This window comes from Algoriphagus sp. AK58, from assembly GCF_014324365.1.
Taxonomy (GTDB): Bacteria; Bacteroidota; Bacteroidia; order Cytophagales; family Cyclobacteriaceae; genus Algoriphagus.
The window spans coordinates 21,928-44,141 of sequence record NZ_QEIG01000005.1; the positions used below are offsets into that span (position 1 = coordinate 21,928).

Genomic DNA, 22,214 nt, shown 5'->3' on the forward strand with positions numbered 1-22,214 from the left:
TATGATTTCTTCAATTAGGGAAAAGTTTAATAAGGAGTTTTCGGCGGAAAAGTATCAGGGATTCCTTAATGAAATAGCCTCAGATTTTGACTATGCTCCTACCTTTCGGATTGCTGAGACTCCTTTTTTTATTCCAAAAGAGCTTGAAAATCAACTGTTAGAGGCTTCAAATCAGGTTATTGATTTTATCAAAAGGCCTGATTTCAAAAACCTAACGCAAAGATCTATCGAACTGAATACGGCGGTTCCCAATGAAGACTCCCATACTCAGTTTTTGGCTATTGACTTTGGGGTATGCGAGGAAAATGGAAAAATCATTCCCAAGTTGATAGAAGTACAGGGATTCCCTTCGATTTTCAATTTTCAGTTTAATTTATTCCGAAAGATTCAGAAGTTTTATCCTTTTCTTTCCGGATTGACCCCATACCCCAACGGGATAGATGAGAACCGGTATATTCAGCTTTTGAAAGAGGTAATATTCGGAAAATGGTCTCCGGAACATGTGGTTTTATTGGAGATTGAACCTGAAAAGCAGAATACCAAAATTGATTTTTATTATGCCAGGAAAGACTTAGGTCTGAAAATTCTCTGCGTCACAGAAGTAATCAAAGAGGGGGATCGATTGTACTATTTAAATGAAAACGGAAAAAAGGTTCGGATTCACCGAATCTACAATCGGGTAATTTTTGACGAACTCAATCAGAGAAAAGATCTTAGGCTTCAGTTTTCATTTGAAGATCATCTGCAGGTAGAATGGGCAGGTCATCCCAATTGGTATACCCGAATCTCCAAGTTTATCCTTCCTTATCTGAAAGGACCCTATTTCATTGACACTCAACTGTTGAGTGAGCTGGAGGTTATTCCTGAAGACTTGGAAAATTATGTTCTAAAGCCTCTATTTTCTTTTTCAGGGGCCGGTGTTATTTTCCATGTCAAGAGGGAAGATATAGAATCTGTCAAGGAAAAGGATCTTTATATCCTACAGAAAAAAGTTTCCTACCTTCCGGTGGTACAATCCCCGGATGGAAAAGTGAAGGTGGAGGTGAGAATCTTGTGCCTTTGGCCGGAAAAAGATGAAAGCCCAACCATTGTCGGAAATCTGGCCCGCCTATCCCGAGGTGAGATGATCGGTGTGAAATTTAATAAGGATAAAGACTGGGTAGGGGGATCGATAGGTCTCTTCGAAAAATAAGAAAGCCGGCTAACCGGCTTTTAGTGTTATTGCATCCATTCTCCCGGATTTTTTCTCCATTCGGAGAGAGATTTCAAAGTGGACTCATCGATGTATTTACTGGTTACTGCCTGAGGTAAAAGGGCGTCGTAGTGACTTAAGCAAATCAGTCTCACTCCCGCCTCAGAAAAGTTTTTGTCAGCTACATCAAAGCCATAGCTGAAGATGGCTACCATTCCCAATACCTCAAAACCCGCATTTTTCAGGTCTTGTGCAGCTTTAAGCGAGCTTCCTCCCGTAGAGACCAAATCCTCAACTACCACCACTTTTTGGCCGGGCACTACCTTTCCCTCAATCATGTTTTCCATTCCGTGTCCTTTGGGTTTGGATCTCACATACACGAAAGGAAGATTAAGTTCATTAGCGATAAGTGCTCCCTGAGGAATTCCCGCAGTAGCCACCCCGGCGATGGCTTCTACCTCCGGAAAATAATGCTTGACAGCTTTTACCAGATTTTCCTTGATTAGATTTCTGACTTCAGGAAAGGAAAGTGAAAGTCTGTTATCACAATAAATGGGGGATTTCCAGCCTGAAGCCCAAGTAAAGGGTTTTTCGGGCTGTAATCTAATGGCTTGAATCTCAAGTAGCTTTTGAGCTACCTCTGCAGCGGTGCTTGGGTTTAGGATTTCCATGGTACCAAAATTAATGGATTAACCAGCTTTGAGATTGTGCCAGCTGATTTTTTTATGCATTTTTGACCAAACCACCATCTCTTACACAGACGTCACATGAAGATCTTTGTGAATGACAAGCCTTTGGAAATAGTCAACTATGAAGAGCTTGATTCTTCCAAATCATTTGAGCATAGCTATAAAAATCTGGATGAACTTCCCGAGGAGGTAGAATGGGAAGATGATGTGATTTTTCATGAACCCAGTCAGGATGTTGTCATTAGATTGCTCTATTTGATGAGAACCAGGAAAATGAAGAAACTGGATTCAGTCACTTTGGTGACTCATGATAAAAAAGCGCTGAAAGAATTTGTCAAAAGCCGATTTTTGATCATCAAAGCTGCAGGTGGGATTGTTTCCAAAAAAGAAAAGATTCTGATGATCTATCGCTTGGGTAAATGGGATTTTCCAAAGGGAAAATTTGATAAAGGGGAAACTCCTGAGGAATGTGCGAAACGAGAGGTAGAGGAGGAGTGTAATGTCAAGGTGAAGTTGAATGCGCCTATCTGTAACACCTGGCATACCTATACTCAAAACAGAAGGAGTATTCTCAAAAAAACCTACTGGTATGCCATGGATTGTGTAAACGATTCGGGTATGAAGCCTCAGCAAGAAGAGGGAATAGATGAAATCCGGTGGCTTTCCGAAAGTGATGCAAAAACTGCCCTGATCAATTCGTATCCGTCCATGAGGTATCTTTTTAAACAATACCTCTTAAATCACTTAAAACCTCAGATTTTGTAAGGTAAAAATTCGCTTACATCGCCTCCGTAGCGATGAACTTCCCGGATGACTGTAGAGCTGATTGCGGCGAATTGTGGGGAAGTGATCAAAAAAACTGTTTCCAATTCACCGTTTAGATAACGGTTCATCTGGCTGATCGTGTTTTCATATTCGAAATCCGTCGTGTTTCTCAAGCCCCGGATCAAAAATTGGGCATCCAGTTTTTTGGCAAGGGTAGAAGTGAGTTCATTATACACTACTACCTTTACACGGTCAGTTTCAGAATACACACTTTTGATTTTTTCCACCATGACCTCTACGTCGAAATATCTGTTTTTCTTCGTGGAGTTGTAGCCAATTCCAATCACGACTTCATCAAAAAGTTGCAAACTCCTCATGACAATGTCATGATGACCCATGGTATAAGGATCAAATGATCCTGGAAAAATCGCTGTTTTTTTCATTGATCAGTCGTATTGCCAATGGGCTTCAAAGATGTGTTCGGATTTCAAATGCTTGAAACCATGTGAATAGTTTTGATTCTCATACGGTTTTAGCATTCTGAAATTAGTAAAATACTGGCTCCCCCATTCTTCGTTGATCTCAGTTTTTTCGGAGAGCCCAAAAAGACTTATCCTTACATGGTTTCGGTCATATTTTAGTGTCTCGATCATGATCAGGATGTATTTCAGGATGTCCTCTTTCGTGTTGATCTCAAATCTGTTGAAAACCGATAAATCCTGGTCTGTAAAAGCAGCTAAATACATGTGCTTGCCAAAATAGTTTACCAAGATTTCCTGTCCTATAAGGTTAAACCTTTCCTTGAAAAGATAAGAGAGAAAGGAACTGGCACCATGAATAAAGCTGAGTTCCGAAAATCTTGATTCTAGGCTTTTTTTGATTTTGGAGGAAATGTAGGAGACAATTTGAATGTTGTTGCTGTCCAAAGGGGTATTGAAAAAATGAGCGTTTTCCGGCAAATCCCCAATAAGTTGAAGATATTCAGACTCCTTTCCCGGTTGGAATAAGACTCCTGGTATCAAGCTGAATAAGCCTTCGTGGATGAAGATTTTTGCAGGAACGTCTGCTTTCAGAAGAGGATCAGCACTGAGTTCTTCTTCGATTTTATTCCAGTTAAAATTCTGGTGATGATGGACTGCGATATTCGCCTGATTTTTATCCTTAGCGAAAACAAAAAAGGAATTGGGGTAAAGAAAAAGCGATAAGCTCGCTGTGTCTTCCACATCAAACTTATCGCTTTTGTATACTTTAAGGTTGTTTTCCAAGTTTTTAGGTTATTATTTCCAGTTACCTTCTGTAGAAGCATCAGTCCTGGAACCTACTCTCAAAGCTTTTTCGTTATTGTTGGCTCTTCTTTTTGGATTTATTGGAGAAGGGTCACGGATTTCAAAAACGTTAACCATGTAACCTCCAGTTTTTTCTACTTTGTCAGCGAAGAACTCAAACTGCTTTCCTCCGGAACCTGGTACAACAGGAAGTAGTTCAATGTTGAAATCAGGAAATTTTCTAGCGTTAAACAAAGAATCCATCACATTTACGGAACCTAGCGTATCATAAGTCACTTTGATTTCCTCTGCTCCGTAATCAAGAAGTTTGGTTGTTTCAGTTCTTTGTACGATCCAGATCGTGCCGTTCTCAATGAACATTTTCAACGAATCCCAAGTGCTCGCATATTTCCCATTGGACGCTTGGTATGCCAATTGTGCATCACGAAGCATTTCTAATTTTTCAATGGTAGCTGCTTCTAGCAAGGCAATTTTCTTTTCTTCTTCCACTACGTCGTTTACACCTTTCCAAAGCAGGTAGCCGAGGTACGCAGCAACGGCAAAGAAAACTAATGAGAGAACTTTTGTAAGATTCATTTTGATTAAGATTTAGAAATCTGGTTAAGGTTGAAGGTTTTTAAAACGTGCTATTTTATAGAAATATTTCCAAAATTAAAATATCCTTTACACAATCCCAGCTCAGATAGAGATTTAATTCCCCAAAATGCGCGATGAAGGGATTTCTTTTCTAAAGAATGGATATCTTCTATCGACATCCACTGTATATCAGACAGGATTTGATTTTCGGCAGAAAGCTCGGGGTCTTTTCCCAGTACTGCAATACCGCCAGTCCTTTTTACCAAGAAAAAATGTTCCATAGCATGGAGAGGAGGTTCCAGAAATTCGTGAAGGAACAAAAACTCCAATACCTCAATTTCCAAACCTGTTTCTTCTTCGAATTCTCGTTGGAGATTTTCAATTGCGGTGGTTCCGTAGTTCATTCCTCCTCCAGGAGTAGACCATAATACCCGGCCATTTCCCATTCGGTGCTTGACCATAAGAATTTTATCTTCTTCGATTAGAATCCCATTTACACGGGTTCGTAATTGATGCCCAAATTTTGACTCGATTTCTTTGCCGATCTTGTCTTCTGACATTTACATTCGCTGTTTCATGGATAAAATTAAGCAGGCAACTCCAAAGCCCTCTGACTTACTTTTAAAATATTTCCCTTTTCGGCCTACAGAGGGACAGGCTAGATTTTTTGCAAAAATGGACACTTTTCTTTTAAAAAAACCGGAAGAAAAGCCTCTTTTTATCCTGAAGGGATATGCCGGTACTGGGAAAACCTCCTTGATATCAGCCTTGGTGAAAGTACTTCCCCGAATGGACATGCGCTCGCTATTGCTTGCCCCTACAGGTAGGGCTGCCAAGGTGATGAGTAATTACTCAGGTAGAGGCGCCTATACGATCCATAAAATCATTTACAAACCAAAAGGTGATCCGGGCGCCTCAGCAGGAGGATTTATTCTTCAGAAAAATTATTACAAAGACACCGTTTTTATTGTCGATGAATCTTCCATGCTTGCTGATGACGGAGGTATGTCAGGTAACCTGCTTTGGGATTTGATCACCTTTGTTTTTTCAGGCTCGGGCAACAGGTTACTTCTAATAGGCGATACAGCTCAATTGCCACCGGTAGGAAGTACCTACAGTCCTGCTTTGGAAAGTAGCTATCTGCAGAGACACTACAGGCTTGAGCCTGATCAGATTGAGCTTTCTGAAGTGATGCGTCAAAAACTGGAGTCAGGCATTCTGTTTAATGCAACCGGCCTTAGAAAAGAATTGGAAGTAGAAAATCCAACTATTAAAATTCAAACACACTTATTCAAGGACATATTTAAAATGACCTCAGAACGATTGGAGGATGGCTTGAGGTACGCTTACAGTAAGTTTGGTACAGAAAACACGACCATTGTCACCCGATCCAACAAGGCAGCTGTCCAATACAATCTCTACATCAGGCGGGTTATCCATTTTTTCGAGGATGAAATCAGTACAGGAGATCTATTGATGATCGTGAAGAACAATTACACCTATATGGCCGAGTCCGATAAAGTGAATTTTTTAGCCAATGGCGATATGGCCGAAGTGATGAAAATCAGGAGCTTTGAAGAACTCTACGGGCTAAGATTTGCTACGCTGGAACTGAGGTTGCTGGATTATCCCGATGAGCCTTTTTTCGAAGCTAAGGTAATTTTGGATACGCTTTACTCTTCAAGTCCGTCTTTGACTCGAGAACAATACCGGACGCTTTATGATCAGGTAGCGGAAGACTATGCGGATGTCGCCAACAAAACCGAGCGCATGGAATTGATCCGTAAAGATCCTTATCTCAATGCGCTTCAGGTCAAATTTGCCTATGCGCTGACCTGCCACAAAGCTCAAGGTGGACAGTGGAAGGCAGTTTTTGTGGATCAAGGTTACCTTTCTGAAGACCAAGTGGACCGGGAGTTTGTCCGATGGCTATACACAGCTGTCACCCGAGCAACGGATGAATTGTATTTGGTCAATTTTTCACCATCATTTTTTGTGAAAGGGTTGGTTACAGAGGAATAAAACCGCTTTCACACATTTTAACTTTTGCTGTTGTCTCATTTGGCATGTATTTTTCAGCTTTGGAATTAAAACAAATCCCTTTCGGTTATTTGGTTGGATTAAATCAAATTTTGAATATTTGAACTTTGGTTCAACCTTACAGGCGAGTATTTACTTATCACTATTATCCAATAAAAGTAAAGCTGCCTTCCAATCGAGATTAACGACGTCTTTAAATAAAAATGGTAAACACATGAAAAAGCTAGCAATCCTATTCAGTCTCTTCGCATTTGTGATGGTTTTTCAAGCCCAAGCCCAAGATGCAGGATCAGGTGCCGTCATCTCCTTCAAAGAAAGTTCGGTTGATTTTGGAGACATTGTGCAGGGACAAACAGTGCAGCATACCTTCGTACTGACGAATACCGGCAAAAGTCCTCTGGTCATTTCCAACGTTGCCGCTACCTGTGGCTGTACTGTACCCAGCTGGCCAAAAGAGCCTGTTGCTCCAGGAAAATCTGCTGAGATCAAGGTCTCATTCAACTCTACAGGAAAAATGGGTAAGCAAAACTCAGTAGTAAGAATTTACTCCAATGCTACCGAGCCTATCGAGAAAGTATCCCTGATTTCTAATGTGATTCCTAAATCAAACTAGAAATTATCCAATTAACGGTAAAAAGCCTGTCGACTCATGACAGGCTTTTTTACTTTTGGGCGGTAAGGAATTAAATCAACCTAATCTCCGTTGGTAGTTTCTTTGGTAATCCTTTTGGTTTCAAACAAATACTTAAAAGAAGAAATTACCGGAAATTTTATTCTTGCTTCTCATTTACACTCTTCAATAATCTATGCCAAAATCAAAAGAACGTCGCGTCACGATGCGGCAAGTTTTTTCCACCATCATCTGGCCAAGAAGAAAGCATCTCTTTCTGGGGCTTTTTTTGATCATCATAAGCAGACTTTCAGGCCTGGTTTTGCCAGGAGCAAGCAAGTATCTGGTCGATGATGTCATTCCCAGCAATGATTTGAATATGCTGAAATGGCTGCTATTGGCGGTGGTGGTTTCTATTGTCATTCAGTCTGTGACCTCCTATTCACTGACCCAAATTCTAAGTGTGGAAGCACAGCACCTGATCGCTAAGTTGAGATCAAAAGTACAGCAGCACATTATCAAATTGCCCATTCGGTTTTTTGACAATGCGAAAACCGGAGAACTGGTCTCCCGAATCATGACGGATGTAGAGGGTGTGAGAAATTTGGTGGGTACAGGCTTTGCCCAGATGATCGGAGGTATATTGACTGCCGTGATTTCTCTGATCTTGCTTATTTCCATCAGTCCACTGATGACGCTCTATGTGCTTCTTCCAGTCCTTATTTTTGGATTGGTTTCCCTGAAAGCCTTTGGCAAAATAAGGCCTATTTTTCGGGAAAGAGGAAAAATCAATGCTCAGGTGACAGGGAGATTGACCGAAACTTTGGGTGGAATCCGTGTGATCAAAGGCTTCAATGCCGAAGCCCAGGAGATCAAAACCTTTGAAAAGGGCGTGGAAGAGCTTTTTCTGAATGTCAAAGCCAGCTTGACAGCTACCAGCTTTGTGACTTCAGCTGGCTCACTTTTACTTGGATTGGCTTCTGCAGGGATCATGGGGATTGGAGGATATATGATTATGGAAGGCAAGATGACTTTTGGAGATTTTCTGGCCTTCACACTTTACTTGGGTTTTATGATCGCTCCGATTGTACAGATGTCCAATATTGGGAGTCAGTTGACAGAAGCCTTTGCCGGACTGGACCGCACGGAAGAAATTATGAATATGCCTTTGGAATCAGATGACCGAAAGAGAACTGTTGACTTGAAAACCATCCGAGGCGATATGAAATTTGAACAGGTTTCTTTCGCCTATGAGTCAGGAAAAGAGGTAGTGAAAGGAATTAGTTTTGAGGCGCCGGCTGGATCTGTCACTGCTTTGGTCGGGACATCGGGTTCGGGTAAAACCACTATTGCCGGTCTCGCAGCCACTTTTCTCAATCCGGATTCCGGAACAATTTTTCTGGATGGCATTGATCTTCAGACGATTACATTGGAGTCATTTAGATCTAAGCTTGGGGTAGTTTTGCAGGATGACTTTTTGTTTGAAGGCACGATCCGGGAAAATATCCTATTCCCAAGGCCAAATGCCACTGAAGAGGAGCTGCTTAAGGCTGTTAAAGCGGCTCATGTGCAAGAGTTTACAGATCGGTTTGAGCAGGGCTTGGATACATTGATCGGTGAGAGAGGAGTGAAGTTGTCTGGTGGACAGCGACAGCGTATTGCCATAGCCAGGGCTATTTTGGCGGATCCGAAGATTTTGATTTTGGATGAGGCTACCTCCAATCTCGATACCGAATCAGAGACCCTTATTCAGGCGAGTTTGAAGGAATTGATGAAGGGAAGGACTACTTTTGTGATTGCCCATCGGTTGAGCACGATAAGACAAGCAGATCAAATTCTAGTAATTGAGCAAGGAAAAATCGTGGAAAAGGGTAAGCACGAGGAGTTGATCGAAAAAGAAGGACGATATTATCAGCTTTATACGTATCAAGCGAGAATATAAAAGGAGAAAAAAAATGATTTATAACATTTTGTTATGATTATGGAGTATTTCTTTTAATTTAGAAAAGATCAAATGCTACCCCTGACTCTAAAGTTTGCTAAAATCCTTAGTTATCAAGGAATTACCCTAATTCATTTCCGGAATCTATTTTTTAATTGAAAATATAAATCATGGATTTAATAATAGTAGGTGCCAATAAAATAGGTGAATACATCGTCAAAAACTATTCTCAGTTTGGGCTTAGGCATCGTATTGTTGGATTCGTGGATGAGAATGCCGATTTGAAAGGGAAAAAAGTTGCAGGAATTCCAGTTTTGGGAATTCCTGAAGATATTTTGCTCCAGAGTAAGGTGGCTGTTGTCCTAGCTATTCCATCTGCGTATGAGAAAATGGCCTTGGTCAGGAAATTGGCAGGAAATTCCAATCTAGAGTTTCCCAATTTGTTTTCTTCGGGTTCCTGGATTTCCAGAGATTGTATTTTTGGAAAAGGGAATATTATCCTTGAAGGAAGCCTGATCAATTTTGGAACATTGGTAGGCAGCTTCAATTTTTTCGGAACAAAATGTTCGATTGGCCATGAGTCAGTGATCGGTGATTACAACTGCTTGGAAGAAGAAGTCAACTTTGGAGGGTTTTCGATTTTGGAAGGACAAATTACTGTGAAAAAAGGAGCTTGGATCGGGCAGGGTATTCGGGTAGGCAAAGATTCGGTGATTGAAAAATTTGCAGAGATAAAAGAGGATGTTGTTCCCAATTCCTCCGTCAAAAAGTAAATCTATTTGATAGGGAAGGAGACATAGAATTCTGACCCCATTCCTTCTTTGCTTTTAAACCAGATTTCTCCTTTCAGTTTTTTGGTGAGCTCTTGGACTATATTCAGTCCCAAACCGGTACCCTTTATATTTCCCACGTTTTTTGCGCGGTAAAATGATCCAAAAATATTTTCATGCTCTTCTCTTGGGATGCCGATTCCATAATCCTTCACCATAATCTCTATGAAGTTCCCCATGAAATTCAGGTGTACCTCGGGATCAGAGGATTCTGGAGAATAATTCAAGGCGTTTTGGATCAAGTTGCGGACGATATGTACCAGCATAGACTCATCGGTGAGTATTTGCTTTTCGCTTCCGGATTGAAAGAATCTCACTGTCCTTCGATTCAAGTTTTCCTCATTGATTTCGTGGATCAAATTGCTTAGAAATCTACTGATGGAGAGTTTTTTCAGATTCAGTTTTACGTCTTGTTGGATGCTTTTTTCCAGCAAAAGCACATCGCTCATGATGGTCGTCAGTCGGTTGCTCTGATTGATTATTTTGTCAATATGGGAAAGTAATTTGGATCTGATCTCCTCAGAAAACTCTTTTTCCAAAAGCATCTGCATTATCATCACACTGCTTACAATGGTGGCAATAGGCGTTTTGAATTCATGTGAAGCCATTGAAACGAACCTAGACTTCATCTGATTCAATTCCTTCTCCTTGAATGCTATGTCTTTGAATTTCTTAAGTACCAATTCTCGTTCGGTCACATCTCTTCCGATGGCGAAAATGAATTTCCCGGCTTTATCTTTGAATTGTATAGGTTTAAACTGAAATTCGAGCATCAGGCTTTTTTTGCTTTCCTTCAGGTTTACCGGAATGACCATTTTCTGATTCGGCTTCATCAAGGGAAGTGATGGGAAATTGACCAGCACTTGATTGAATTTTTTGCCCAAGTTGGCAGAAGTGGGGATTTGAAGGACTTTTTCGAATGCAGGAGAAAGGTAAACAGCCTCCATTTCGTCATTGAGGATTACCAAAATATCGTCCGAAATTTCGAGGAAAAACCGAAGCAGTTCAGTTTCGGTGAAATTGTTGATTGAATCAGGAGTCATGTCAGGCTGAGCTATTCTTTCTAGATCAATTTAATGCGAAATCTTTCAATACGCATAAAACAGATCAAAAGCTGAAATTAAGAGGAATGAAATCCTACTTCAATAAAGGAGGAAACCGTACATTTACATATAGATGCAACTAGGCCAAATTCTTGGGTTTAATCATCTTTTAAGATCTCTTTTTTGAAACAATACTTTTAATTTTAATTCCATGAAAAAGATTCTAATTGTTGAGGACGAAGAAGAACTGGCCTCAAATATTGCCGAAATATTATCTGGTTTGGATTATCAGGTAGCGGGCATCGTCGATAATGCGATCAGTGCCCTTGAATTTTTGGAGGGTAATCTGGTAGATCTTGTGCTCATGGATATCCTTATCAAAGGTGACGTGGATGGAATTGACCTTGCCTACAAGATTCGGGAAAAATACGATTTACCAATCGTGTTCAGTACAGCGTATTCCGGTACCGAATTTCTTGAAAGGATTTCATCCGATATCCATGAAGGCTATTTGCTCAAACCATTCACCTTGGACTCGCTCAAGACTGCAGTTTTTTTTGGTTTGAAAAGATATCAGGAACGTTTACCGAGACCGGAGAAGTCAAGAGGTTCTCTCAAGGTTATGGATAAAGGCTTCTTGGTTCCGATTCCGTTTAATGAGATTTTGTATCTCAAGGCGGATGGATTATACACCAAGGTGTTTTCAAAAGTTAAGTCCTATTTAGTTAGAGATATTTTGAAAAGCTTTGAAGACAAACTTCCTGAAGAACAGTTCTTACGAGTCCATAAGTCATTTTTGATCAATGTGAATCACGTGAGCTCTTTCAATGCCAAAAAGATAAACTTGGGAGAAGTAGCTATTCCCATCCGCAGAGGTCTTTACAAAGAATTGATCGAAAAATTGCATGTGGAATAAAGAATGCCTAATTCGAAGAAAAATTTAAAGGAGGAAAATATTTTTGTTTGCTTTAAATACCTATTTGAAGTTTGAAAAATCTAAATAAATCACCCAAATGAAGAGAATTAAAGTATTGTTGGTGGAGGATAATCCGGGAGATGTATTGCTTACCTCAGAAGCTTTACAAGAGAGTAAATTTTTGATTGATTTGGAGGTGGTAAATAACGGCAAAGAAGGGGTAGATTATCTTTTTTCAAGAGGGGAATTTTTAAGTAAGTCAAAACCTGATGTGGTTTTATTGGATATCAATTTACCGTTGAAAACCGGACACGAGGTATTGAAAGAAGTGAAAGAAAATACCGAGACAAATGGTATTCCTATCGTAATGCTTACTACTTCTTCGATCCAGGATGATATTCTGAAAAGTTTTCAAGAGCAGGCGAGTTGCTACATTGTAAAACCTGTAGAGGTAGAGCAGTTTGATGAATTTATCAAGGTATTCGACCGATTCTGCGAGACAATTGATGTTTAGAAGTAGGTTTTTTACCAATAAATTCTAATGATCAGGTCTCTTTGGATACAGTAAGCAAGATTACCGTAAAGAGGATCAGAATTGTGCCGATCCAATCCATACCCGTAAAGGAAACGTTGAGCCAAAAAACAGCTGTCAAGGCAGCAGCAAGTGGTTCGACACTGCATAGCAAACTTGCAAATGTCGCCCCAATAATGGTCACTGATCTGAGGAAAAAGTAAAAAGCGGTGACCGTTCCAAAAAGAACAATGTAGCTAAATGCCATCCATGTGCCCTCATCCCACTGCCCGGAGATACTCCAAGGCTGTGTGAATAGAGAGAAAAACAAGCCTCCTACCAACATCCCCCAGCCCGTGACTGCCGCAGGTGAGAAGGTTCGCAAAAGCCCAACTGGCTGAATCGTGTAGAATGCTAAGGCCAAAGCAGACAAAATCCCCCAGAATACGGCCTTATCCGAAATCACCAGCTGCTCCAATGATCCGTGCGTTACCAGAAGGAAGGTGCCGGATAAAGCCAAAATCAAAGCTGCATATTCTGCAACAACTGGCCATTTCCGGTTTTTTAAGGCATAATAGGCCACTACAAAGACAGGGCCGATGTACTGAAGAATGGTGGCAGTAGCAGCATTGGAGAGAGAAATGCTATAGAAGTAGGTGAATTGGACAGCAACCATTCCCAAGAGCCCAAAAAGCAGCAATTGGATGGCGTTTTTGGGTTTTCTCCAGATCTCAAATGCGACTTTTTTTTCGCTGACTATCGAAAAAACAACCAAAATAGAGCCTGCCAGAATCATTCTCCAGGTCACTAACCAAGCAGGATCCAATCCTTTGGATTCAAACAGATACTGGGCACAAGTCCCTGATATTCCCCAGAAAACGGCAGATGAAAGTGCCATGATCAATCCGGGAACTTTTTGGTAGGAGGTAGGCTGGGGCATGGAATTGCTAACGGACAGCGAAGATATTCAGGCTTAAATGCATTTTGAAAAAAAAGTGCTCGAATTGGAAGGTTTTTGAATTCTTTTGTGATTGAAAAGTTAGAAGTATAAAGCCAAGGAAATAGATTTTGTCTTTGGAACCCACTTGTTTTAAAAACTTAAAATTAACATGAAATTGGATTTAAAGCCGGTACCTGAATTTAGAAGGGCGGTTTTTCAGGATAAAGAGGAGTTGTGGCAAATCATTCATCCCATTGTCCAAGAGGGAGGGACTTATGTTTTTGATCCGGATACGGATGAGGAGTCCATGATGGCTTATTGGCTTGATTCCGATAAAAACACCTATGTGGCAGAAGTAGGTGGGGAAATCCTGGGAACCTTCTACATCAAAGCGAATCAGCCTGATTTGGGAAATCATATCTGCAATGCCGGATTTATGGTTTCAAAAAAAGCTGCTGGCAGGGGAATCGGGAAAGCCATGGGGAGGTTTGCCTTGGAGGAGGCCAAAAGGCTTGGGTACCATGGGATGCAGTTCAATTTTGTCATCAAGACCAATGAAAAGGCGGTGAACCTTTGGAAATCGTTGGGTTTTCGGGTAATCGGTGAAATCCCCGAAGCTTATCGGCATCCTCAACTGGGTATGGTACCTGCTTTGATCATGTACCAAAAGCTTTAACTTGAGCTTCTTCCAAAAAAAAATCCTAATCTATGAAGACAGGTTCGTCTCCTACATCCCGACGGGATTTTCTGAAAGCTGCCTCAGCTACGGTTTTTTCCCTTGCCTTGCCCGAGTCAATGCTTTCCCTTTTCTCTAAAAATCAAAAAGCTGTCCATATTGGAATGATTACGGATTTGCATGTGGATATTATTCATGATGCAGCAATCCGATTCCATACGTTTTTGGAGGAGATGAAAAAGCTTCAGGTAGATGCTTTATTTCAATTGGGGGATTTTGCCATTCCCAAAGCTGAGAATCTCCCATATATCCAATCATTCAATCAGGCTCATCAGCATTCCTTTCATGTTTTAGGCAATCACGATATGGATGAGGGATTTTCCCTCGAGGAAGTAGTCAAAAGGTATGGAATGCCCGGAAACTATTATTCTGTAGAAGTAGGAGGGATACAGATTCTTGTTCTCGATGGAAATGATACAGGTTCTCCTAGGTACAAATCAGGATACCATTCCTATGTGGGGCCAAAACAACAAGCTTGGTTAAGAAAGGAGCTTGAAAAGGCAAATAAGCCAGTTCTGATCATTTCCCATCAACCTATTGCTGGAATTTATACCATTGACAATGCCCAGGAAATACAGAGACTCCTAAGTGAATTTTCGGATAAAATCCTGCTAGCCATTAATGGACATGCACATGTAGATCAGCATGTTTTGGTCGGAGGAGTAAATTATCTCCACCTCAATTCTGCCTCATACTATTGGGTAGGAGAAAAGTTGGCTCACTTGAGCTTGCCAGAGGAAATTCACACCCAATATCCTTCTTTACGGTTTACTTGCCCCTATTCGGATGCATTGTTTGGGTTGTTGACGATCGATCCTGTGGAAAAGACGATTTCCCTTAAAGGAAAAAAGGCCCGGTGGGTCGGGCCTTCTCCTTTGGAATTGGGATATTCGATTGTTTCTCCAGAGCTGCAAAAGCTGCATGTTCAGCCTCAGATTTCAGATCGGGAGATTTGAATTATTTCTTGGGCAAGCTCTCTAAAACCAACCGTACCAACTCGGCCTTATCTCCGTTTGGAATCCATCTGGCCACGATCAGGAGGTCATTTTCCTGATCCAGATAGATCATGTTGGTGCCTGCCCCAATGTGCAAAAATGCTGTTTTGGGAGCCGCTGGGACTTCTTTCAAGTCATTGTTTAAGAAGTAATTCATGAAACCGTAGCCTGGATTGGCTGCAGTTGGAGTTCGGGACAGATCAATCCAGGATTTCGGAATCAATTGTTTGCCGTTCCAGTTTCCATTTCTCAGAGTGAGGTAGCCAAATCTAGCCTGATCCCAAGCGGAGAGCATCATGCCTCCACCCCAATGCGAACCTCCACTCACGGATTGGATGATCTGTCCATCGAGGTTGATGTAGGAGTTTTCATAACCGGTCCATCTCCAGGTGGCACTTGCTCCGATGGGATCCATAATTTTTTCCTTCAAGACAACGGGTAGCGGTTTTCTCCACACATTCAAGAGAGCCAAAGCCAACACGTTTACTCGAGTATCATTGTATTCATAGACTGTTCCGGGCTCATTTTGGGGCCGGGTTCGTTTTTGTCTCACTCCTTCAGAAGGTCGGTCTGCCCAATCGGGTTTGCCCCAGAGGGTTCCTTCCCAATCTGAGGTTTGTCTGAGCAAGTGCTCCCAGGTGATTTTCCGGTTGTGCTCGGTGTCAAAAAGCTCAAATACATCTTCTTGGTCCAAGTGATCCGCTTTATTCATTATCATCCGGTATGGATCATAAGGATAGATGGGTGCCATGTAGGGATAGACCAAATCCTTTTCCGACGAAATCAGTCCTTCTGCCACAGCTAGTCCGGCAGTGGTCGAAAGAAAACTTTTTGCCACGCTGAAGGTCAAATCTACCCTTGTAGGATCTCCCCATTGACCGACTACATAGCCTTTGTAAATGATTATTCCCGTAGCGGGTCCTCGTTCTTTCATAGGGCCTACAGGATAGCCAAACGGCTCTCTTCCAAAAGCACTTTCGTAATGTGCCAATTTAAGATTGGGATTTTCTTTACTTTCGTGAGTTTCGGCAAATTGAATCGCCTCCTGAAGCTTGGAAGGATTCATCCCCAATTCCTGAGGACTCTTGGTTGCCCAGGAGTTTTTGTCCGGAAAATAAGTTTGGGCATTAATTCCTGAAATAAGAAGGATCTGGGTGAAAGTGATCAGAATGAGCTTCTTCATGGTGGTTGCATTTGCTGCGATTTTACTACAATGAAGGTTGAAAAAATGACCACTCGTCAAATCTTTTTTTCAAGATCCAAATCAAAACTCTTTTGTTTCTGATTGGTTAACGTGCTACCCGGCCACTTTTTTTCTTGTATCATGCAGGAAGAATATGCCTTTTTTTATTTTCGCCTGATAGACTTAGCAAATGAAAGAAAAGAAGATTTATATCATCGGTGCAGGGCTTTCGGGCCTTATAGCAGCACTTGAACTTGAAAAAGCAGGATTTTCACCAATCATACTTGAAGCATCTGACCGAGTAGGGGGGCGAATGAAGACGGACGAAGTCGATGGATTCAGATTAGATCATGGGTTCCAAGTGTTGAATACAGCCTATCCTGAGGCCAAAAAATACTTGGATCTTCAAGGATTGCACCTCAAAACTTTTGATCCCGGTGCGGTGATTTTTGACGGAAAAGACTCTTATGTCATCACGGACCCGTTGAGAAATCCTCTCAAGGTTGTAGGAATGGCTTTTTCCAAAGTAGGAACCTTTTTGGATAAGGTAAAGATGTTTTCTCTCACCCAGGAGGTAAAAAAGAAAAGCAATGAGGAAATATTTTCTGAGCCTTCTATACCAACACACCAATACTTAAAGCAATACGGTTTTTCAGACCAAATCATCAACAATTTCTTTAAGCCCTTTTTCAGGGGAATTTTCTTGGAAAAGCATCTGAATACCAGCTCAAGAATGTTTGAGTTTGTGTTTAAAATGTTTGCCTTAGGACATGCTTCTGTTCCCGAAAAAGGCATGGGAGAGATTCCGGAAATGATCAGAAGACAATTGGCTTCTACTCAGATTTATTTCAACTCTCCGGTCAAGTCGGTGGATGGAACTGTGATCTCCATGGAAAATGGGGATCAGCTTCATGCGGATCGAGTCATTGTCGCTGTGCAGCCTGACCGAGTGATGAAGCAGCTTCAAGGGCAGTTTGCTGTACCAAGGAAGGTCATCAATTTGTACTTTTCTACTCAAAAATCTTTCCTTGCCAGACCAATGATCGCTTTACTTCCTAATGGTCAGCTGATTAATAATCTGGTGTTTATGGATGATGTTTCAAAGGCGTATTCAAGTAATGGCAGATCCCTTCTATCTGTGACAGTTTTGGAATCTGAATTAGCAGAGAAGGAGTTGATCAAAGCGGTACAGGCAGAGTTGGAGTCTATTTCAGGAATAAAGGCCGAATATTTTAAGCCCGTAAAAAATTATACCATCACGTATGCTTTACCCCAAGTAGACGACATGAAATACAGTATTCCTCATACCGAGTGTAAAATTTTTGACCAGGTATATTTGGCTGGGGATTACCTGCTTAATGGCTCGATCAATGCCGCCATGACTTCAGGAAGGATTGTAGCTGAGGCGGTGATTCATTCGTTTATGCCTACTCACTAAAAAAAAAAGGAAGGTGATGAGCCTTCCATTTTTGTTTTACTTTTCATCCAAATTGAAAATGGATTTCAGTTCTACTGCATCTTCGGGTTTCATCCGCTTTGCCAAAACCAATCGGAGCTGACGTCTTCGAAGGGCTCCTTCATACAATTCTTTTTCTTCTTCAGTTTCGGCAATCACTTCAGGGACTTCGATAGGCTTTCCGTTTTGATCCACCGCCACAAAGGTGAAAAATGCCCGATGAGTCATGATTTTTTTGCTGGCGGGAATATCCTCGGCTGTTACCTCAATAAAAACCTCCATGGAGGAATTGAATGCTCTCGTCACCTGGGAACGAAGGGTGACCACATTTCCCAAATTAATCGGTTGCTTAAAGGAAATGCTGTCTGCCGATGCTGTGACAACGATCCGGTTAGAATGTTTTTGCGCAGCGATGGCTGCTACAATGTCCATCCAGTGCATCAAACGTCCCCCCATAAGGTTATTCAGCGTGTTGGTGTCGTTGGGTAGCACCATCTCGGTCATGATGGTCTGGGATTCTCTTGCAAACTTCTGCTTAGCCATAAAAACTGATTTAGGACAAAAATAGAAATAAAATTTTTCCTTAGGACTTTATGGATAGAAAGAGTGAAATTAAATTTTGAAAATTTGGCAAAAACCTATGATTTTTCATACTCTCCATCCATCTCTTCCCAAAAGGGGGACAAAGGCAAAGCCTTCAAACTCCTCCTTGATGGTTTCTCTCGATGATTTTTTGGTGATTTTGACCATTCTCTGACGCTGTCGATCTCCTACGGGAATTACCAAAATGCCGCCTACTTTCAATTGTTGGATAAGGGCATCGGGTATGACGGGAGCACCGGCGGTAACGATGATTTTATCATAGGGAGCATTCGTAGGAAGCCCGCCTGTTCCGTCACCATAAAAAAGGTGCATTTGGATTCCTAATCGATGAAGGAATCTTGAAGTATGTTCGAAAAGTTTTTTCTGGTATTCAATGGTAAAAACTTCTGCTCCCAACAGGTGTAAAATGGAAGCCTGATATCCAGAACCGGTACCTATTTCAAGGATTTTGTCTCCAGGCCTTACATCCAAAAGTTCGGTCTGGAAAGCTACGGTGTAGGGTTGGGAGATTGTTTGTCCTTCTCCGATAGGAAAGGCTTTGTCCTCATAGGCATGTGAGATCAAAGCCGTGTCAAAAAAGAAATGCCTCGGAAGAGTATTGATGGCCTCTAAGACGCGCTCGCTTTGGATACCTTTTTTTCGCAGTTCGGCCACTAGAGCACGGCGTTTTCCTTTATGTAGGTAGGTATCTTCAAGTTTCAGCATTTAGGTTGGGGTTTGGTGTTCGAAGATAAATGAATATTTCCCTTACTTTGAACCGGGAAAGGCATTTTTTGCTTATTCTGTTGATACATCGAAGTTTAAAAAATCACACATGTTCACAGGTATTATCGAGTCGTTTGGCACTATCCAACAAATCACCAAAGAAGGCAGCAATGTTCATTTTGACCTGAGCTCTCCTATCTGTTCAGAGCTTAAAATTGACCAATCTTTGGCCCATGACGGGGTTTGTCTCACGGTGGTTGAGGTGACTCCAGCACATTATCGGGTTACGGCTATTGATGAGACATTAAAGAAAACCAATCTTGCCAGTTGGGATGTTGGGAAAAAAGTGAATTTGGAGCGGTGCATGCCTGCTAATGGGCGATTTGACGGGCATATTGTCCAAGGTCATGTAGATCAGGTAGGCACTGTTCAAAATATTTCCGATCAGGATGGGTCTTGGCTTTTTGATATTTCATATGATTCTAGTCTTGGAAATGTAACTGTGGAAAAAGGATCAATTACCATCAACGGCACCAGTCTGACCTGCTTTAATTCAGGTCCCGGGAAATTCTCTGTTGCCATCATCCCCTACACTTACGAGCATACCAATTTTCACCAGCTTCGGGTAGGCGATCCGGTAAATCTGGAATTCGATATTGTAGGAAAGTATATCCAGCGAATTCTAAAGGGTTATGGTCAGGGGTGAGATTTTTTCTCTGGTTATCGAGTTGTCTTGTTTTCGTGTTCTTCGGTAGCTTGGTAATCAGGTTTTTTTAGGAGGACATAAATGGGCCGCATGAGCAAATACAATCATTGGTTCTTCCGCCCTTTGGTTAAGGAAGGTTTGGAATTAGGGGAAAGGTGTAGTGCCTCATTGGTTTTTCACCTAAGAGATGCTCGATAAAATAATCCCAGCGCTTCTTGGTAAAGTAATCTCCAGGAGGTGTTCCGAAACTGTGGCTTCTACTGGGCCAAATAAAGAGATCAATGTCTTTGCCCGCTTTGATCAGCTCTTCGGCAAACTTAAATGTTGCGGATGGATTTACATTTTCATCGATCCCTCCATGGGCCAGAAGTAAATGCCCCTTTAAGTTGGATGCATTGGTAATGTTGGACTGTTCGTGGTAGTATTCGCCGACAGGATAGCCCATGTACATTTCAGGCCACCAGGCTTTTTCCATTCGGAAATCATGATCCCCTGCAGAAGCTACGCCCACTTTGTAAAAATCAGGATGAAGCAACATAGCCCTCGCCGCATCGTATCCGCCAGCCGAATGACCAAATATTCCGACCCGGTCAATGTCTAAAAATCGATTTTTGCTGGCAAGTTGCGTAATGGCCAATACGTGGTCTGTGGTGCCATCCCCAAGGTTGCAATAGGATACATCTGCAAAGGCCTTGGATCGCCCAAAACCACCCAATCCATCTATGGTCACCACTACAAATCCCAACTCGGCCATGGGTTGCTGATGGCCCATGAGCCCCGCTTTGAAGGTTTTGGGCACTGTCGAAGTATGGGGTCCGGTGTAGGTGTAGTCGATGATAGGGTATTTCTTTTTGCTATCGAAAGTGGTAGGAAGGAAGTAAACGGCATGAATTTCGGTTTTTTGATCCTTTGCCGTTGCGGTAAATGGAACAGGAAACTTGTATCCTTTCTTCTTCAGGTTGGAAATGTCAGCTTCTGAAATTTTAGCAACCTGCTTTCCACTTTGAAGATCCAGTAAAATTGACTGGGTGGCTTGGTTGACTGTGGAAAAATTATCCACTGCAAATTTTCCGTTAGGACTGACATAAATCTCATGGAAGGCATCCTCAGAGGTCAGAAGTTGAATTCCTGTCCCATCCAAATTGATGCGATAGAGATGATTGAAGTAAGGATTCCTGCCGGGCTCTTTACCTGAGGCCTCAAAATAAAGGACTCCATTTGCTTCATCCAGATGAGTGAGTTTATTTACCACATACTCTCCGGAAGTGATTTGACGTATTTCTTTTCCGGTTTTCCAGTCCATCAGGTAAAGCTGGTTCCAGCCTGATTTTTCTGAGCCTAAAATAAACAGGTCGTTTTTCAGGTTTCGAAAAATATTGTCCCGGTTGATATGGGTTGGTGAGGATTCTGAATATATTTTCCGTATGCCGAGTGTCTCAGCGTCCACCTCTACCAAATGATACTCTTTGTAACCTCTTGGAAAATAAAAACCGGATAGTGTCTTACTGGTTTCTGACCATCGAAGTTGGATGCCAATAAAGTGCGGAGCACTCAGTTCGAGGATCGGTTTTTCCTCTTTTTTCTCCAGATCAAAAATAACCGGAATGTACATCACCACAGTACTGTCACCGGGCGATCCCCGATAATAGGAGAGAAGATCAGGTCGGAATTTTTCTTCTTTGCTGAAGTCGAGAAGGTACATTTTCTCTGCAATTCGCAGATCTACGATTTGGGTGAAGATCTTTTTGGAATCTGGTGACCATTGCACCATGAATCGCTCCGGTCGTTCTCCGCTTTCTCCCTCGATCAAGTCGCTCCAACCATAATATGAGGCATATTCCAATCCCTTTCTGCCCTTGTTGCTCAATTGGATTTCCTGGCCGGTTTCCAGGTTTTGGACGAAGAGGTTGTAGTTTCTGGAGTAGGCTTTCCATTTTCGGTCAGGTGAAAAGGACTCCAGTTCGTTTCGGGAATTAATTGGCATGGAGCTCAGCGTGTTTTCTTTGGTATTCCAAGTCCAATCCTGGTTTCTCCATCTGAAAGCGACAATATGACTGTTTCTCACTCCCGTAAAGTTGATGGGAAGGTCCTTTGGATCCAGTTTTTCCCCTGTTTTACTTTCGATTAAACCCGCCAAAGCCTCTGGATCAAAGGCTTCTTTGGTAGCAAATGTTTGGGCATGGGTGATGAAAAATCGTTTTCCTTTCTCTGTATACGCAGTATGACCAAAAAGCTGTTCTCCTTCCATCCAAATGGGTATGACTTCTAGATGGTAGACTTCTTTTTGAATCGAATTGGTCAAAAAATAACTTGCTCGTTGATAAGTAGCTTCGGTGATTTGACTTTTAGAGGGATGGACAAGTCCAAAGGTTGAAATAATAGCTGCCCAAATGGCCAGGGTAAAGGTTGTTCGGGATTTTTTCATGGATCATTCACAGGGTTCGAAGGAAGTTAAGAAAAAACAAAAAGGGCTGAATCCTTTTTTCAACG

The 22,214-nt window shown here is 41.7% G+C and carries 23 protein-coding genes; 12 read left to right on the plus strand and 11 right to left on the minus strand.

Features of this window, described 5'->3' with window-relative positions:
- Window position 1: 1 nt before the first annotated feature.
- Complete coding sequence (locus DDT91_RS03860; RefSeq protein ID WP_187174821.1) at window positions 2-1,192, plus strand: hypothetical protein; 1,191 nt, start codon at window positions 2-4, stop codon at window positions 1,190-1,192.
- A gap of 26 nt (window positions 1,193-1,218) precedes the next feature.
- Here DDT91_RS03860 and pyrE read toward each other — a convergent pair whose 3' ends face one another.
- A complete protein-coding gene (gene pyrE / locus DDT91_RS03865; RefSeq protein WP_187174822.1) occupies window positions 1,219-1,863 on the minus strand; it encodes an orotate phosphoribosyltransferase in 645 nt (214 codons plus the stop codon).
- Window positions 1,864-1,959: 96 nt separating this feature from the next.
- Here pyrE and DDT91_RS03870 point away from each other — a divergent pair, with 96 nt between their 5' ends.
- The gene (locus tag DDT91_RS03870; protein ID WP_187174823.1) at window positions 1,960-2,646 is read left to right on the plus strand and encodes an NUDIX hydrolase; all 687 of its coding nucleotides are present in this window, start codon (window positions 1,960-1,962) and stop codon (window positions 2,644-2,646) included.
- On the opposite strand, the gene coaD is transcribed toward DDT91_RS03870, so the two are convergent.
- Genes coaD through DDT91_RS03890 form a run of 4 tightly spaced genes read right to left on the minus strand, consistent with a single transcriptional unit; the run spans window position 2,634 to window position 5,068 of the window.
- On the minus strand, window positions 2,634-3,089 hold the full coding sequence (coaD, locus tag DDT91_RS03875) for a pantetheine-phosphate adenylyltransferase (RefSeq protein ID WP_187174824.1): 456 nt from the start codon (window positions 3,087-3,089) through the stop codon (window positions 2,634-2,636). The two genes, DDT91_RS03870 and coaD, sit on opposite strands and share 13 nt — an antisense overlap.
- Before the next feature lie 3 nt (window positions 3,090-3,092).
- On the minus strand, window positions 3,093-3,911 hold the full coding sequence (locus DDT91_RS03880) for a DUF3822 family protein (protein WP_187174825.1): 819 nt from the start codon (window positions 3,909-3,911) through the stop codon (window positions 3,093-3,095).
- 12 nt (window positions 3,912-3,923) lie between these two features.
- Window positions 3,924-4,508 carry a hypothetical protein gene (locus DDT91_RS03885; RefSeq protein WP_187174826.1) on the minus strand — a complete coding sequence of 195 codons (585 nt, stop codon included), beginning with the start codon at window positions 4,506-4,508 and terminating at the stop codon, window positions 3,924-3,926.
- A gap of 50 nt (window positions 4,509-4,558) precedes the next feature.
- Complete coding sequence (locus DDT91_RS03890; protein ID WP_187174827.1) at window positions 4,559-5,068, minus strand: NUDIX hydrolase; 510 nt, start codon at window positions 5,066-5,068, stop codon at window positions 4,559-4,561.
- A 16-nt stretch (window positions 5,069-5,084) separates the two neighbouring features.
- Between DDT91_RS03890 and DDT91_RS03895 the strand changes: the two genes are divergently transcribed.
- From DDT91_RS03895 to DDT91_RS03910, 4 genes are all read left to right on the plus strand, one after another.
- The gene (locus tag DDT91_RS03895; RefSeq protein WP_187174828.1) at window positions 5,085-6,530 is read left to right on the plus strand and encodes an ATP-dependent RecD-like DNA helicase; all 1,446 of its coding nucleotides are present in this window, start codon (window positions 5,085-5,087) and stop codon (window positions 6,528-6,530) included.
- 232 nt (window positions 6,531-6,762) lie between these two features.
- On the plus strand, window positions 6,763-7,161 hold the full coding sequence (locus DDT91_RS03900) for a DUF1573 domain-containing protein (RefSeq protein WP_187174829.1): 399 nt from the start codon (window positions 6,763-6,765) through the stop codon (window positions 7,159-7,161).
- Between the two features lie 193 nt (window positions 7,162-7,354).
- Window positions 7,355-9,100 (plus strand): ABC transporter ATP-binding protein, encoded by a 1,746-nt coding sequence (locus DDT91_RS03905; RefSeq protein WP_187174830.1) that lies wholly within the window; start codon window positions 7,355-7,357, stop codon window positions 9,098-9,100.
- A 170-nt stretch (window positions 9,101-9,270) separates the two neighbouring features.
- Entirely contained in the window at window positions 9,271-9,873 is a 603-nt protein-coding gene (locus DDT91_RS03910) for a hypothetical protein (RefSeq protein ID WP_187174831.1), read from the plus strand.
- A gap of 2 nt (window positions 9,874-9,875) precedes the next feature.
- Here DDT91_RS03910 and DDT91_RS03915 read toward each other — a convergent pair whose 3' ends face one another.
- Complete coding sequence (locus DDT91_RS03915) at window positions 9,876-10,973, minus strand: sensor histidine kinase KdpD (RefSeq protein WP_187174832.1); 1,098 nt, start codon at window positions 10,971-10,973, stop codon at window positions 9,876-9,878.
- A gap of 211 nt (window positions 10,974-11,184) precedes the next feature.
- On the opposite strand from DDT91_RS03915, the gene DDT91_RS03920 reads away from it, so the two are divergent.
- On the plus strand, window positions 11,185-11,889 hold the full coding sequence (locus tag DDT91_RS03920) for a LytTR family DNA-binding domain-containing protein (protein ID WP_187174833.1): 705 nt from the start codon (window positions 11,185-11,187) through the stop codon (window positions 11,887-11,889).
- Window positions 11,890-11,986: 97 nt separating this feature from the next.
- Window positions 11,987-12,403, plus strand: coding sequence for a response regulator (locus DDT91_RS03925; RefSeq protein WP_187174834.1), 417 nt, complete (start codon window positions 11,987-11,989; stop codon window positions 12,401-12,403).
- Window positions 12,404-12,434: 31 nt separating this feature from the next.
- Here the strand turns inward: DDT91_RS03925 and DDT91_RS03930 are convergent, their stop codons facing one another.
- A complete protein-coding gene (locus DDT91_RS03930; protein WP_187174835.1) occupies window positions 12,435-13,340 on the minus strand; it encodes a DMT family transporter in 906 nt (301 codons plus the stop codon).
- 169 nt (window positions 13,341-13,509) lie between these two features.
- Here DDT91_RS03930 and DDT91_RS03935 point away from each other — a divergent pair, with 169 nt between their 5' ends.
- Both DDT91_RS03935 and DDT91_RS03940 read left to right on the plus strand, forming a co-directional pair.
- The gene (locus tag DDT91_RS03935) at window positions 13,510-14,016 is read left to right on the plus strand and encodes a GNAT family N-acetyltransferase (RefSeq protein WP_187174836.1); all 507 of its coding nucleotides are present in this window, start codon (window positions 13,510-13,512) and stop codon (window positions 14,014-14,016) included.
- 32 nt (window positions 14,017-14,048) lie between these two features.
- Window positions 14,049-15,032 (plus strand): metallophosphoesterase, encoded by a 984-nt coding sequence (locus DDT91_RS03940; protein WP_187174837.1) that lies wholly within the window; start codon window positions 14,049-14,051, stop codon window positions 15,030-15,032.
- A gap of 1 nt (window position 15,033) precedes the next feature.
- On the opposite strand, the gene DDT91_RS03945 is transcribed toward DDT91_RS03940, so the two are convergent.
- Window positions 15,034-16,254: a serine hydrolase gene (locus DDT91_RS03945; protein ID WP_187174838.1), complete on the minus strand. Its 1,221-nt coding sequence runs from the start codon at window positions 16,252-16,254 to the stop codon at window positions 15,034-15,036.
- Window positions 16,255-16,444: 190 nt separating this feature from the next.
- Here DDT91_RS03945 and DDT91_RS03950 point away from each other — a divergent pair, with 190 nt between their 5' ends.
- On the plus strand, window positions 16,445-17,692 hold the full coding sequence (locus DDT91_RS03950; RefSeq protein ID WP_187174839.1) for an NAD(P)/FAD-dependent oxidoreductase: 1,248 nt from the start codon (window positions 16,445-16,447) through the stop codon (window positions 17,690-17,692).
- A 36-nt stretch (window positions 17,693-17,728) separates the two neighbouring features.
- Here the strand turns inward: DDT91_RS03950 and DDT91_RS03955 are convergent, their stop codons facing one another.
- Both DDT91_RS03955 and DDT91_RS03960 read right to left on the minus strand, forming a co-directional pair.
- Complete coding sequence (locus tag DDT91_RS03955; protein WP_187174840.1) at window positions 17,729-18,253, minus strand: acyl-CoA thioesterase; 525 nt, start codon at window positions 18,251-18,253, stop codon at window positions 17,729-17,731.
- Between the two features lie 105 nt (window positions 18,254-18,358).
- Entirely contained in the window at window positions 18,359-19,018 is a 660-nt protein-coding gene (locus DDT91_RS03960; RefSeq protein ID WP_187174841.1) for a protein-L-isoaspartate(D-aspartate) O-methyltransferase, read from the minus strand.
- A 109-nt stretch (window positions 19,019-19,127) separates the two neighbouring features.
- Between DDT91_RS03960 and DDT91_RS03965 the strand changes: the two genes are divergently transcribed.
- Window positions 19,128-19,724 (plus strand): riboflavin synthase, encoded by a 597-nt coding sequence (locus DDT91_RS03965; RefSeq protein ID WP_187174842.1) that lies wholly within the window; start codon window positions 19,128-19,130, stop codon window positions 19,722-19,724.
- 127 nt (window positions 19,725-19,851) lie between these two features.
- Here DDT91_RS03965 and DDT91_RS03970 read toward each other — a convergent pair whose 3' ends face one another.
- Entirely contained in the window at window positions 19,852-22,149 is a 2,298-nt protein-coding gene (locus tag DDT91_RS03970) for a DPP IV N-terminal domain-containing protein (protein WP_187174843.1), read from the minus strand.
- Between the last annotated feature and the right edge of the window lie 65 nt (window positions 22,150-22,214).

What these genes read in the sequence shown, in the direction of transcription:
- DDT91_RS03915 (WP_187174832.1), bottom strand. Translation starts at nt 10,973, where the DNA reads ATGACTCCTGATTCAATCAACAATTTCACCGAAACTGAACTGCTTCGG.
- DDT91_RS03940 (WP_187174837.1), top strand. Translation starts at nt 14,049, where the DNA reads ATGAAGACAGGTTCGTCTCCTACATCCCGACGGGATTTTCTGAAAGCT.
- DDT91_RS03930 (WP_187174835.1), bottom strand. Translation starts at nt 13,340, where the DNA reads ATGCCCCAGCCTACCTCCTACCAAAAAGTTCCCGGATTGATCATGGCA.
- coaD (WP_187174824.1), bottom strand. Translation starts at nt 3,089, where the DNA reads ATGAAAAAAACAGCGATTTTTCCAGGATCATTTGATCCTTATACCATG.
- DDT91_RS03955 (WP_187174840.1), bottom strand. Translation starts at nt 18,253, where the DNA reads ATGGCTAAGCAGAAGTTTGCAAGAGAATCCCAGACCATCATGACCGAG.
- DDT91_RS03885 (WP_187174826.1), bottom strand. Translation starts at nt 4,508, where the DNA reads ATGAATCTTACAAAAGTTCTCTCATTAGTTTTCTTTGCCGTTGCTGCG.
- DDT91_RS03960 (WP_187174841.1), bottom strand. Translation starts at nt 19,018, where the DNA reads ATGCTGAAACTTGAAGATACCTACCTACATAAAGGAAAACGCCGTGCT.
- DDT91_RS03860 (WP_187174821.1), top strand. Translation starts at nt 2, where the DNA reads ATGATTTCTTCAATTAGGGAAAAGTTTAATAAGGAGTTTTCGGCGGAA.
- DDT91_RS03950 (WP_187174839.1), top strand. Translation starts at nt 16,445, where the DNA reads ATGAAAGAAAAGAAGATTTATATCATCGGTGCAGGGCTTTCGGGCCTT.
- DDT91_RS03970 (WP_187174843.1), bottom strand. Translation starts at nt 22,149, where the DNA reads ATGAAAAAATCCCGAACAACCTTTACCCTGGCCATTTGGGCAGCTATT.
- DDT91_RS03905 (WP_187174830.1), top strand. Translation starts at nt 7,355, where the DNA reads ATGCCAAAATCAAAAGAACGTCGCGTCACGATGCGGCAAGTTTTTTCC.
- DDT91_RS03965 (WP_187174842.1), top strand. Translation starts at nt 19,128, where the DNA reads ATGTTCACAGGTATTATCGAGTCGTTTGGCACTATCCAACAAATCACC.
- DDT91_RS03945 (WP_187174838.1), bottom strand. Translation starts at nt 16,254, where the DNA reads ATGAAGAAGCTCATTCTGATCACTTTCACCCAGATCCTTCTTATTTCA.
- DDT91_RS03890 (WP_187174827.1), bottom strand. Translation starts at nt 5,068, where the DNA reads ATGTCAGAAGACAAGATCGGCAAAGAAATCGAGTCAAAATTTGGGCAT.
- DDT91_RS03910 (WP_187174831.1), top strand. Translation starts at nt 9,271, where the DNA reads ATGGATTTAATAATAGTAGGTGCCAATAAAATAGGTGAATACATCGTC.
- DDT91_RS03870 (WP_187174823.1), top strand. Translation starts at nt 1,960, where the DNA reads ATGAAGATCTTTGTGAATGACAAGCCTTTGGAAATAGTCAACTATGAA.
- DDT91_RS03895 (WP_187174828.1), top strand. Translation starts at nt 5,085, where the DNA reads ATGGATAAAATTAAGCAGGCAACTCCAAAGCCCTCTGACTTACTTTTA.
- DDT91_RS03935 (WP_187174836.1), top strand. Translation starts at nt 13,510, where the DNA reads ATGAAATTGGATTTAAAGCCGGTACCTGAATTTAGAAGGGCGGTTTTT.
- DDT91_RS03900 (WP_187174829.1), top strand. Translation starts at nt 6,763, where the DNA reads ATGAAAAAGCTAGCAATCCTATTCAGTCTCTTCGCATTTGTGATGGTT.
- pyrE (WP_187174822.1), bottom strand. Translation starts at nt 1,863, where the DNA reads ATGGAAATCCTAAACCCAAGCACCGCTGCAGAGGTAGCTCAAAAGCTA.
- DDT91_RS03925 (WP_187174834.1), top strand. Translation starts at nt 11,987, where the DNA reads ATGAAGAGAATTAAAGTATTGTTGGTGGAGGATAATCCGGGAGATGTA.
- DDT91_RS03920 (WP_187174833.1), top strand. Translation starts at nt 11,185, where the DNA reads ATGAAAAAGATTCTAATTGTTGAGGACGAAGAAGAACTGGCCTCAAAT.